General features: G+C 50.2%; 8 protein-coding genes. 4 read left to right on the top strand and 4 right to left on the bottom strand.

Annotated features, from left to right (window positions below; translation table 11 throughout):
- Window positions 1-1,189 (top strand): glycosyltransferase family 4 protein (locus tag IQ260_RS19955; protein WP_193994850.1); only part of this gene is annotated, 1,189 nt, incomplete at its 5' end.
- A gap of 114 nt (window positions 1,190-1,303) precedes the next feature.
- On the opposite strand, the gene IQ260_RS19950 is transcribed toward IQ260_RS19955, so the two are convergent.
- Genes IQ260_RS19950 through IQ260_RS19935 form a run of 4 tightly spaced genes read right to left on the bottom strand, consistent with a single transcriptional unit; the run spans window position 1,304 to window position 8,049 of the window.
- Complete coding sequence (locus IQ260_RS19950; RefSeq protein ID WP_193994849.1) at window positions 1,304-4,828, bottom strand: AAA-like domain-containing protein; 3,525 nt, start codon at window positions 4,826-4,828, stop codon at window positions 1,304-1,306.
- A gap of 59 nt (window positions 4,829-4,887) precedes the next feature.
- The gene (locus IQ260_RS19945) at window positions 4,888-5,673 is read right to left on the bottom strand and encodes a queuosine precursor transporter (RefSeq protein ID WP_193994848.1); all 786 of its coding nucleotides are present in this window, start codon (window positions 5,671-5,673) and stop codon (window positions 4,888-4,890) included.
- Between the two features lie 15 nt (window positions 5,674-5,688).
- Window positions 5,689-7,701, bottom strand: a complete 2,013-nt coding sequence (locus IQ260_RS19940; protein ID WP_193994847.1) for a WD40/YVTN/BNR-like repeat-containing protein — start codon at window positions 7,699-7,701, stop codon at window positions 5,689-5,691.
- Window positions 7,702-7,734: 33 nt separating this feature from the next.
- Window positions 7,735-8,049, bottom strand: a complete 315-nt coding sequence (locus IQ260_RS19935; protein ID WP_193994846.1) for a hypothetical protein — start codon at window positions 8,047-8,049, stop codon at window positions 7,735-7,737.
- Between the two features lie 446 nt (window positions 8,050-8,495).
- Here IQ260_RS19935 and IQ260_RS19930 point away from each other — a divergent pair, with 446 nt between their 5' ends.
- The 3 genes from IQ260_RS19930 to IQ260_RS19920 all read left to right on the top strand — a co-directional run bounded on the left by IQ260_RS19930 (window position 8,496) and on the right by IQ260_RS19920 (window position 11,107).
- Window positions 8,496-9,272, top strand: a complete 777-nt coding sequence (locus IQ260_RS19930) for a PspA/IM30 family protein (RefSeq protein ID WP_193994845.1) — start codon at window positions 8,496-8,498, stop codon at window positions 9,270-9,272.
- A 1-nt stretch (window position 9,273) separates the two neighbouring features.
- The gene (locus tag IQ260_RS19925; protein ID WP_193994844.1) at window positions 9,274-10,455 is read left to right on the top strand and encodes an LL-diaminopimelate aminotransferase; all 1,182 of its coding nucleotides are present in this window, start codon (window positions 9,274-9,276) and stop codon (window positions 10,453-10,455) included.
- A gap of 196 nt (window positions 10,456-10,651) precedes the next feature.
- A complete protein-coding gene (locus tag IQ260_RS19920; protein WP_193994843.1) occupies window positions 10,652-11,107 on the top strand; it encodes a response regulator in 456 nt (151 codons plus the stop codon).
- Window positions 11,108-11,163: the final 56 nt, after the last annotated feature.

Genomic DNA, 11,163 nt, shown 5'->3' with positions numbered 1-11,163 from the left:
TGTACAGATCTTTTCCCTAAGGCATCCATTGGAGCAGGATACTTATCCAGACATGGCTAAGGTGAAAGCTCCAGTCACCTATTTGCCATCATTACTGCCTACATTTAATCAAGATCAAGAAAAAGAGTTAATCAATGCTCAGGTTGAATTATTTGAGCAAAATAGCGAAACCTATGTACAGACACTAAAGCTCTATCTAAATCGTGATCAAGACCAGAAATATAATGAGTTTTTGCAGGGAGGTTGTTTAGCTTGGAAACTGCAAAATTTAGGAATTACCCACCTCCATGCTCACTTTGCTGGTCTACCGGCTGCTACGGTAGAAATTGCCCAAGCATTCTCCGGGGTATCTTATAGTATGACGGTGCATACCCAAGATATTTATCTCAGCGATAAGGCTCTTCTTGATCGTCGTATGGCTAAGGCTGAGTTTATTGTTACCTGCAGCGAACACAATCGTCAGTATCTAGAACGGATTTCTACGTCTGAAACGCCTATTCACATGGCATACCATGGGATAGATATTAACTGCTTTAGTCCTCGCCCTAGGACACAGTCGTTAGACGTCCCTTTAATCCTGAGCGCTGGTCGTTTGTGTGAGAATTCAGGATTTTCTTATCTGCTCAAGGCTTGTCATTTACTTAAGCAAAAGGATATTTCCTTCAACTGTAAAATTATTGGCGATGGTCCCTCGAAGGATTTTCTTCAACAGCAGATCAATGAGCTTGGTCTGGGCGAGCATGTTATTCTACTGGACGAGCTTTCCCAGGAACAGCTAATTGAGTATTATCAGCAGGCCACTCTGTTTGTGTTACCTTATTTGGTGAATGATAATGGTGAGCGTGACGGCATTCCCAGTGTACTTCTAGAAGCCATGGCGATGGAGCTACCGGTCGTGTCAACTCATATCTTAGGGATTTCTGAATTAATACAGTCTCATTATAATGGCATATTGGTGACTGAAAAAGATTCTCTATCATTAGCCCAGGCCCTGGAATCATTGCTCATTCGTTTAGAGTTTGGTAAAACTCTCGGCAAGACTAGTCGTCTTATTGTGTTGGATAAATTTGGGCTCACCAGTAATGTAAGTGTCATAAAAGATAGTCTATTGAGGGCTACAGAGCAGCTCATGGGATCCTATTCTCAGTCTCATATATTAGAGAACTGGCTGAGATTAGCTGCTTCTTAATACTGCCGTAATCCAGACAAAGTCACTCCAACTCTTTCCATGGCAGTGAGTTTGGAGTTTTTTTGAGAGGAACAAATTTGAAAAATAAAAAACACAATGCTAGGCCAGAAATATTTAATTCTCACAGAGTCCTCGATCCTCATTTATGATCTCTGGGCTACTGTGCAGATAGTCAGTAATCAACCCACAGGCCAAGGTGATTTCATCCACAGTCAAGATTTTGCTTAGGTCCCAGAGAACGATTGTTTTATCGAATGAGGCTGAAATTAGCTGCTTGCCATCGGGGCTAAAGGCAACAGACCGGATTTCACCCTGATGCCCCACCAGGGTGGTGAGTTCGGAGAGTTCTGTTTTATCTAGCTGCCATAATTTGATCTGCCAAGCCTTGAGTTCGCTATTCCACAAGGGTGCCGCTAAGATATTGCCATCGGGGCTCAGGGCAATACTGTTGCCTAAAAACGTGGCTTCGGCTTGCTCAAAGGTAAATTCTTGGATTAATTCACCGGTCTGTTGCCATTGTTGAATAGCAGAATCGTCGGCGGTCATAAAGGTTTGACCATCGGGGTGAAATGCGATCGCACTGATCGTCTTCTCCCGCTCAATACTCGCTAACTTTTGCCCATCTAGGGTCCAAATACTCAGCGACTCATTGGCACCGCTAATCACTAACGATTGACCATTGGGGTTAAACTGCAGCCCAAATACAGATGACTTCCCCGTTTCTATGGTTTGCTGTAGGGTGCCATCGCGCTGCCAAAGATTGACAAGGCCATCTAGACTGCCGGTGGCGATGGTTTGACCATCGGGGCTAATGGCCACTGCATAGAGGGCATCCTGATGGTTGTCGAGCACAATAGAAGAGTCTCCGGCCAGATCCCAGATTCTGGCAATATTGTTATCACCGCCGGTCACGGCGTAGCTCTGATCGGGACTCATCGCAATGGATAGGGCAGCTCCATCCTGATAGCCCAAGGTTTTGAGAAGCTTACCATCTTCCTGCCAGAGCTGTACTGCTCCATTTTGACTTGCCGAAACAAACTGATTTTCTTTTGTACTAATAGCAATCTGAGAGACCGATCCCTCGGGGGCATAGATTGTTTTCTGTAGGGGGTTACGCCGCCGCCATAGGCGAATGGTTTGATCCCAGCCAGCGGTGGCAATGGTTTGACTGTCGGGGCTTACATCTACGCCCCAAATGCTGGCTTCATGGCCCTTTAAGGCTTCAATGAGAACCCCTGCCCGACTCCAAACCTTAGCGGTGCCATCGACGCTGGTGGAGACAAAAAACTCTCCGTCTGGGCTAAAGGTCAGGCCCCAGATGTCAGCGTCATGGGCCATGATACTTTTGATTAGGCCACCATCGCTCTGCCAGAGCTGCACTGATCCGTTATCACCATTGGTGACGATCAGGTTGCCATCCGGGCTAAAAACAACATTCGATAAGGGACCATCATAGCCAGTTAAGGTGGAGTGAAGACTGCCATCACGTCGCCAGAGTTGACCGTCTTCACCAGTTGTAGCGATGAGTTGTTGATCTGGGCTAATCGCCGCGCCTGCATTGCCAGAGAATGTGCGCAGTAAATCACCCTGCTGGGACCATAGTTTGACAGTCCCATCTTGACTGGTGCTAATCAGCAATTCTCCTGTCGCATCAAAGCTGACATACCAAACGGTGCCCCCATGGCCTGTCAGAGAGTTTAGTTTTTCACCGGTCGTCGACCACAGACTAATCGTGCCATCCCCATCAGCCACCGCAATCATGTCACCATTGGGGCTATAGTCTACAGAAAATGGTTCATCATTTGACACACGAACGCTATTGAGTAGGTGACCCTCTCGACTCCAAAAACGCAGCTGTTGATCGGTGCCGACTGATACTAAGGTCTTGCCGTCAGGGCTAAAGTCAACATCATGGACAACATCGGTATGACCCATGAGCCGATTGACTTCAAAAATTCCATAGATGGCCTGTCGCAGGGTGGACTCTACCTGTTGCTTTAAAGTAGATAGCGATGCCTGCGGCTTTAAGTCTGGTAGCCGTTGGGTGGCGCGCACCGCTGCGACTAGGGCATCTAGACGTTGATTAGATACAAATAGAGCATTGGCAGAGGTGATCAGGGTTTGGACAACTTCTGTCTCGGCCTGTTGTTCTTTTTGTAGGGCGCGACGATATTGCCAGAAGGCGATCATACTCAGCCCCATGGCCCCAATCATACCCAGAGAGACGGCCCCTAGGAGATAACGCTGTAGCTTACTGGCTCGCTGTTCTTGCTCTAGGCGGGCCTTTACTTCCCTTGCCTGGGCAATTTCAAACTGTTGTTGAGCTTCCTGTCGTTCTAGGGCTTCACTGGCCCTTAAAAACTGGTAGTCCATATCCCCCAGCCGTTTGTCGGTGGCCCACTGCTGGGCTTCTGCCAGGGCCTTTCCCCGCAGGAGCCGTGAGGTGTCAGTGCCTGCGGAGGCTTGCCAGGCGATAAATAGCTGAGCATAGGGGCGCAGCGTCTGTAACTGTTGTTGAACCCAGGCTGCATTAAAGACGGCTTGGTAAATGGGATTTTTGATCCTTAACTGCCCCTGCTCACACACGACCAGGCCAGCCAGCAACAGTTCGGTGTGCTCCAGGGAGCTATCGGCCTGCACTGGCGGTCCCGGATTTTCAGCTGGGGCCGAGGTTAGCACCTGCTGGTAAATGCTTAAGAGACGACTGGCTAAGGTTTCTTGGCGGAGAATGCGATCGCAAATCGTTTTCAAATGCTCCGGTTCATCCTGAGATTCCCAATGGTCAATAATTTGACGATGAACAATCTGGGCCACCCAATCTTGATCTGAGAGAGGGGTAGAGTCTTGACTCAGGGTTGTCACCAGCTGACAGAGCTTCTGGGTTAAAAAAGGTTGTCCCCCCGTCCAATGAAGGATGGCCTGGAGCACTGTCTTGGCATCCCGCTTACCAATGGCTAAACCGTCTGTTAAATGGGCTGCCTCCGCCATGGAGAAACCATGTAGCGTCACAGCATGACCGATATTAAACGGTGTGCGTGTTTTGTCTTGAATCAGATCGGCAGGAGTGGCCACGCCAAACAAGGCAAATGTTACCCGCTGAAACTCAGGATTTAAGGCTCGTTGGTTATAGCAGTAGCGAACCAGGGCGAAAAAATCATCCACGGCAAAGGGCAGTGCCAGCACGCTATCAATCTCATCCACCATGATGAACAGCCGCTGGTGGGGCAGGTGTTTAAGCAACACATCACTGAGAAATCGGCTGAGCCGCTGCACCAGGGGCATATCCCCCTGCTGTTGCCACCAGGTTTGCAAATCTGCCATGGAAAATTCAAATGGCGTACTGGCGTGTAAGCCACTGACCAATTCTCCCAGGATTCCCTTGTACCACTGCTGGGGCGTAATTATCTCAGTACCCACATTGGTCATGTCTAAGGTGAGACAGTGATCACCATCCTGGTGCAGACGTTTTTTTGTTCTTACCAGCAGCGATGATTTACCCATCTGTCGGGTATTAAAAACATAGCAAAACTCTCCTGCCTGCAGCGCTTGATATAGATCATCATCGGCCTGGCGGACAACGTAGGTAGGATCGTAGTTGGTCAGGGTGCCGCCAATCTGGTATCGCATTTGGTATTGCATATCGTCTGCCCCAACCACGCTTCTAAGCCACAATCTTACGCCCAAACTGGCTGTGGCTCTTACGGTTTCTTAAAGACCGGAGACTCTAGCTGGAGATAATTCGATAACCAATACACACAGAGATAAAAAGGCCCAGTATCTAATAAAGCCGCTACCAGCTTAAACCCATAGCCATAGGCAATGAACAAAAATAGCTGGGGCCATAGCTCCTGAGTCGGATCAATCGGCAGCACCCCTGCAAAAAAATGGGTAATCAGGATCACCGCCGAGGTATCCACCAGCTGGCTTACTAGGGTAGAACCATTGTTCCGCAACCAAAGATATTTGCCTTTGGTCAGCTCTTTCCAAAAGTGAAACAGCTGCACGTCCACAAACTGAGCAGTGAGGTAGGCAACCATCGAAGCCGTCACTGTACCAAATGTAAGATTGCGAATTTCAAAAAAGACCGGCACCCGACCCGCTGCATCTCTGACTAAGTCTCCTGTGGTCGGGTCAAGGGTTTCAAAACCTGGCAAAATACCCCCCAGCCAGACCACAAAAACAACCCACACATTCAGTAGTAACCCCACCCAAACCACCTGATTGGCCCGTTTGCGCCCATACAGCTCAGAGATTAGGTCGGTACACAAAAACGTTAGCGGGTACGGTAATACCCCAACGGCTACCGTCACCGCAAAATCATCCCACGTAAAAATTTTGACAAAGCGACTAATGCCGAGGATGTTCAGCATCCCCAGCGTGCCTAGAAATAGACCGGCTAGAACAAGAAATACAACAGCGCGGCGCTCCTGAATAGGGTCAGGAGCTGCGACCTCAGGCAGAGAGTCTTTGATAGTAGCTGACAACCCTAATCACTCCCGTTACAGTACTTTTAGAACCACAACAAGGGCAATGGCAAAGCTACCCATGGCGGCCCCAAACTGAATCAACCGCTGATTGAGCCTGAGGGTTTTACCCAGACCTAGTAGGCCCGCGACCACGTAGGCAACCACACCGACAACCACCGCTAGCAATACCTTGAGGATGCGACCGCGATAGATTTCGGCGGCAATGGTCAGATAGGTGAGGGTGCCAATTTCAGTGGGGGGCTCAAAGTTAGGAGTATTTAAAATCTCCCATGTCTCTCCACCATCTGTGGATTGATAAATATCGGTAGCGGCGGTACCAAAGCCAAAAATAGTATTGTCTTGGGCATAGTTGGGTGAAAATTCAATGGGACGCCCCGCGCAGGGCACATTGTACATCCGAGAAAAGGCCAGACTGGCATCGCCAATGGGAGCAAATGTGTCCCCCCCGTCTGTACTTTTATAGAGTCCCTTACCCCGGAGACTGACCATGACGGTTCCATCCTGGCCGTAGTTGGGGGAGAGGGCCACACCCTCTAGAAAAGAACGGTCTGGAGCGACATCTGCGATCGCAACCCGCTGCCAGCTTTCCCCGGCATCCATCGTTTTAAATAAACCGTCGTAGCTGCTGGCATACAGCGTTTGATCCTGGGCATAGTCCGACGAAATCTCAATGTGCAGATTCCAGGCATCAGCAATGGGCGTATTTTCCGTTGTGGACTGCCAAGACTCACCCGCATCGGTGGACTTGTACACACCTGTCTCAGCCACCAGGTACAGGGTGCGATCGGTGGCAAAGTTAGGGGAAATCGCTAAGGACGGACTGTCGTTGCCTCGCTCCCAGGGAAATTTTGCTACTTCCTGAAGAGTATCGCCACCGTTAGTGGAACGAAAGAGAAGCCCCGCCTGATTAAAGATATACAGCGTTTGATCAGTGCCAAACTCGGGGGATAGTAGCAGCGTTAGCCCCCGTGCCTCTCTACCCAAGGCATGGAGCGACCAAGACTGGGCACCGTTGGTGGAGCGTAAAAACTTGGTCCACAGCCCCGATGAAAATAACGTTTGGTCACTGGCATAGTCCGGGGAAAAAGCAATATCAAAAAATCGACGTGGATCCTGATAGGAGGGCTTAAAGTTACCGTTGAGCCGGGGGACTTCCACCCCGTTCATGGTGAGATCCCAAGTCTTACCTCGGTCATTGCTCATCAGGATTTTGCCGACATAGGTGTTGAGCACCAGGGTGCCATCCTCAGCGTAGTTGGGGGACACATCCATCGCCACCACTACCCCGCGCGCCAGCGTTTCAATTTCCCGCCAATTTTGACCACTCTGGATCGACTTATAAAGGCCGTTAAACCCCCCTAAAAACGCGGTTTTGTCAGCGGCAAAGTTTTCCGACAGGGCAATTTCAGAAAAGTGATGGGTTTCAAATTCATCAGCCTGCTTATCTTTGATTAGCCCCTGGGTGTAGTTCGTCCAGGTTTCACCACTGTCCAGCGAGGTATAAATTCCCTGATCCCAGGTGGAGAGCATCACACCCCTGGAGTTATTTGGCAAAATTTCTACATCTTGAACCCGCAGATCGTCTAAGCCTTTATTTAGCTCCAGGATCTCTAATGTATTGGTATCAAGCCGAAAGATTCCTTGAGTGGCAGTGCCCACGTACACCACCTGGCTGTTGCCAGCAATGGCTGAAATCGGCGCATCGGCCACTGTTAGCAGCGGCTGCCAGCTTTGCCCATCATCCTCAGAGCGTAGCAGCTGACCGGCCTCGTCCCCCGCCCACAGCGTATCTTCAGCCTCAGTGATAACTGAAAATAGCTGACTAGATTCCACCGTAGTCCAAGTTTTGCCGCTATCCGCACTGCGGAATAGCCCCCCTTCTGCCCCAGCGGCCAGCATCACATCGGCATCGCTGGGCAAACTGTACACCACACTAATATCTAAGCTATCTAGGCCATCGTTAGACCGCTGCCAGGTTTCTCCTGCGTCATTGGATAGGAAAATTCCGTCGCCCTGGGTGCCCAAGGCCAGCAACGTTCCTGAGAACTGATCGATGGTCTATGTAGAAAAGCGTGTCAGGGTGTCAAAGCCCTCGACAATGCGCTGCCAATTATTACCACCGTCAACGGATTTGAATACGTTGCCCCGCACCACGGTATAGACCGTTGTATCTTGGGTGTAGCGAGGTGATAGCTTGACCTGGGTGACCACGTCGTGGGGGCGATGGGCCTGAACCGGTTGCCAGAACCCGGCCCAACCAACGGTTAAAAACAGGCTTAAAACCACCCAACCTAGCTGCCGCCTGACTAACCTGAGTACACCTGTTTGTAGAGTGGACAGCCTAGTCCCAGGGCGATGTTTAAAGAAATTCATTGCAAAACCAACTGTTAGACGTTGAGGTGACGATAGGGTGCCGATGACGAGGGGCCTCTGCCCGCATGTGTCTACGCCCACATATGTTCACAAGCTTAGAAGAAAAGCACACAGGCAATTGTAAGTAACGATTAAAGATGCAGGATTAATATGCCCAGGCATTCATCAAAAATATTTCATAGATATTGAAACCCCATCAGTGCTGAAATTCAAGCTGTTCATTCGTAATACAATCCGCTCAGGTCTAACGTTTTTTAGCAAATCTGGAAGATACATCATTTCTTTAGAGATTCTAGAAGATATGTATGGGCGTTTTTCCACACCTCTGGGAGCTAGTAACGTATGCTAAAACTAAAGCGCTAGGTGTCGTCAGGTACTGTACCGAGGGCTATGTGCTCTAGCCCCGACCCGCCCAACTACAAACTCATCAAGGACGATAAAGACCAATGGGGTTATTTGATCGCGTTAGCCGACTTATCCGTGCCAATGTTAACGATGCTGTCAGTAAGGCTGAGGATCCTGAGAAGATCCTTGAGCAAAGCATCATGGATATGCAGGAAGACCTGGTGCAGATGCGTCAGGCTGTGGCGGGTGCGATCGCAAGTAAAAAGCGGGTAGAGCAGCAGCAAGAAAAAGCTCAGTCCGAGGCCAATGTCTGGACCCAGCGAGCACAGCTAGCCCTCCAAAAGGGAGATGAAAATCTGGCCCGTGAGGCCCTGGTGCGCAAGAAAACCCATGCGGAAACAGCGGCAGCCCTCAAGACTCAGCTCGATCAGCAGACCGCTTCGGTGGACACCCTCAAGCGCAACTTAATTGGTCTAGAGAGCAAAATCTCTGAGTACAAAACCAAGAAAAATATGCTCAAGGCTCGGGCCAGTGCGGCCAAAGCCAACGAAAAGCTCCAGAGCACTGTGGGCCAAATGAGCACCAACAGCTCCGTAGGCGCGTTTGAGCGTATGGAAGAAAAAATTCTGGAAATGGAAGCTCGGGGTCAGGCCGCCGCTGAACTGGCCGGGGCGGATCTGGAAAGCCAGTTTGTCAGCCTTGAAGCCGGTAGCGATGTGGACTCAGAACTGGCAGCTATGAAGGCTCAGCTCAGCGGTAGTCCTGTTGGGCAAGAGGCGTTGCCTCCCGCCGATGCCCAGCCCATGGATGCGCCTGTTGATAACCAGGCCGTTGACAAAGAGCTAGAAGCCTTAAAGCAGGAGTTAGATAACCTGTAACATGCACTTTGCCGATCGCCTGGCCCCGCTCCAAACCAATGTCTTTGCCGATATGGATCGAGCGAAGGGGCGAGCACGGGCAGCGGGTAAACCCATCGTCGATCTGTCCCTGGGGTCGTCGGACTTGCCGACACCGGAGCATGTGCTAGGTGCGATCGCAGCCGCACTTTACGACCCGACCACCCACGGCTATAACTTGTTTGAGAGCACCCGTGCGTTTCGACAAGCAGCCGCCCGCTGGTATACCGATAAGTTTGGTATTGGGATCGATCCAGAGACGGAGGTGCTGCCGCTGATTGGCTCCCAGGAAGGGACGGCTCACCTACCTCTGGCCATCTTGAATCCGGGGGATTTTGCCCTTCTTACCGATCCCTGCTATCCGTCCCATGCAGGCGGCATCCACCTAGCTAACGGACAGATTTACGCCATGCCGTTGCTAGTCGAACATGGCTTTTTGCCAGTATTTGACGATATTCCAGCGGCGGTGCTAGCTCAGGCGCGGCTGATGGTGCTGAGCTATCCCCACAATCCCACGGCGGCAACGGCGACACCTGAGTTTTTCGCTGAGGCGGTAGCCTTTTGTCGAGACCACGATCTGGTGCTGGCCCACGATTTTCCCTACGCTGACCACTGTTTTGACGGTAATCCGGCCCCGTCTGTACTTCAGGCTGATCCCGACAAAACCTGCTCCATTGAGTTTTTTAGCTTTTCTAAGGCCTACAATATGGGCGGGTTTCGCATCGCCTATGCCATCGGTAATCCTGAACTGATTTTGGCCCTGCGCCAGGTCAAAGCAACGGTGGATTTTAACCAGTATCAGGGAATTTTGCGGGGTGCGATCGCGGCTCTCGAAGGCCCTCAGGACTGTGTGCGCGCTACTGTACATACCTTTAAATCACGCCGAGATGCTATGGTTAATGCCCTGCATCACCACGGCTGGACTGTAACCAGTCCTGATGCCACCATGTACCTGTGGGCTAAACTGCCTGAACGTTTTAGCAACTCCATTGATTTTTGTGTGCGGCTGGTAGAGGCAACTGGCGTTGCGTTAGCTCCAGGCAAAGGATTTGGCAAGTCAGGCGAAGGGTATGTCCGTTTTGCCCTAGTGCAGCCTCCCACCGTACTAGAACAGGCCGCTCAAAAAATCGCTAGGTTTATAGACATTAATAAATCCGATGTATAGAAAATTTCCTGAAAACTAATACAGCTTGAGCTAGCAGGTTTCGCATAGTTAGTATTTTCACTATCCATTAGTATCTAAGCACACGGAATATTTTTATAATATGTATAGGCACGGTTTATACATATTATAAAAATCGTGTTTCAGTCTCTATACCTATAGTGAACACTTTTACCTCACCAGGGCGCTGCCATCATCTATGAATTTCCCAGAAGAGCAACGCCGCATTCTACTCATTGAAGACGATTATGGAAATCGCGTGCTGTTTGCCGACTTTTTAGAGCAATGTGGCTATCGCGTGTTACCCCTGGCTGACGGTCATAACTGTATTGGTATCATGCAGGAGTTTGTCCCTCACCTTGTTCTGCTAGATATCAAGCTGCCTCAGGTGGATGGACTCACCCTGATCAGAACGATTCGCCAGCACCCCCAGTTTCATACGCTGCCCATTCTGGTAGTGAGCGGCTATGCGTTTCAAGCCGATCGGCAAAAAGCTTTAACAGCTGGAGCGACCGACTACATGGTCAAACCCATTATGCCCGCCACTCTCAGCAGTAAGATTCTCTCTTTACTGACGCTGCCCCCAACACCCATTTCCCCAGAGCAGTCTTCTCAAGACTCAGAACCCGACTCATCATCAGAGTTTTGGCGCTGATCGCTGATAAATTCTTCCGTTGTTCGGTTGAGCTGTTGCAGCGAGATACTCAGCTC

This window comes from Leptolyngbya cf. ectocarpi LEGE 11479 (assembly GCF_015207065.1).
Taxonomy (GTDB): Bacteria; Cyanobacteriota; Cyanobacteriia; order Phormidesmidales; family Phormidesmidaceae; genus Leptothoe; species Leptothoe ectocarpi.
Note: the sequence above shows the minus strand (reverse complement) of the source record. Positions and strands in the feature narration are given on the sequence as shown.